Here is an 817-nt window from a genome sequence, read left to right as displayed (position 1 = left end):
CAGGCACGCCTGTCCCTGCGCCTGCTGGCCGACAAGATGGTCGAACTCGGATACGTTCCGGCAGTGAGTCACGAGACCATCCGGAAAACGCTGAAAAAAACGTCCTCAAGCCGCATCTGAAGGAACAGTGGGTGATTCCGCCGACTGAAAACGCCGCGTTCGTTGCGGCGATGGAGGACGTGCTGGATCTCTATGCTCAGCCACTGGATCCGCTCTTTCCGGTGATCTGCTTCGACGAACGACCATGTCAGTTGCTGGCGGATGTCCTGACCCCCATCCCCTTGAAGCCGGGCCAGCCGCTCCGTGAAAACGACGAGTACGAACGTAAGGGGACGGCCAACCTCTTCGGCGTGTTGGAACCGCTCAGCGGCAAACGCTGGCTGAAGGTGACCGAACAGCGCACCAAGACCGAGTTCGCAATCTGTATGCAGCACGTCTGCGACGTGCTGTATCCCCATGCAGTCACTATCCGCGTGGTGCTGGACAATCTCAACACCCACACCGTCGCGGCCCTGTACGAGACGTTCCCAGCCGCCGAAGCGCGGCGGCTGGCCACACGGTTGGAGTTCCATTTCACGCCCAAGCACGGCAGTTGGCTGAATGCTGTCGAGATCGAGTTCGCTGTGCTGTCACGTCAATGTCTGGATCGTCGGATCGACAGTGTAGAGCGGCTTCGTAGCGAAGTCGAGGCCTGGTCGAGGAAGCGCAACCAGAAGCGGGTGGGCGTGAAGTGGCGGTTCACCACCGACGATGCCCGCCGAAAGCTGCCCTGCCTCTACCCGAAAATTCCATCAAATCCTTCTTGACGGACTACTAG

At 59.7% G+C, this 817-nt stretch carries 1 protein-coding gene; it reads left to right on the top strand.

Annotated elements, in window-relative coordinates:
* Positions 1-50: 50 nt before the first annotated feature.
* The gene (locus tag GUI70_RS22495; protein WP_272952923.1) at positions 51-806 is read left to right on the top strand and encodes an IS630 family transposase; all 756 of its coding nucleotides are present in this window, start codon (positions 51-53) and stop codon (positions 804-806) included.
* Positions 807-817 lie beyond the last annotated feature (11 nt).

The organism is Deinococcus alpinitundrae (assembly GCF_009982895.1).
In the GTDB taxonomy this organism is placed as follows: domain Bacteria; phylum Deinococcota; class Deinococci; order Deinococcales; family Deinococcaceae; genus Deinococcus; species Deinococcus alpinitundrae.
This window is presented reverse-complemented; position numbering and strand designations above follow the sequence as displayed.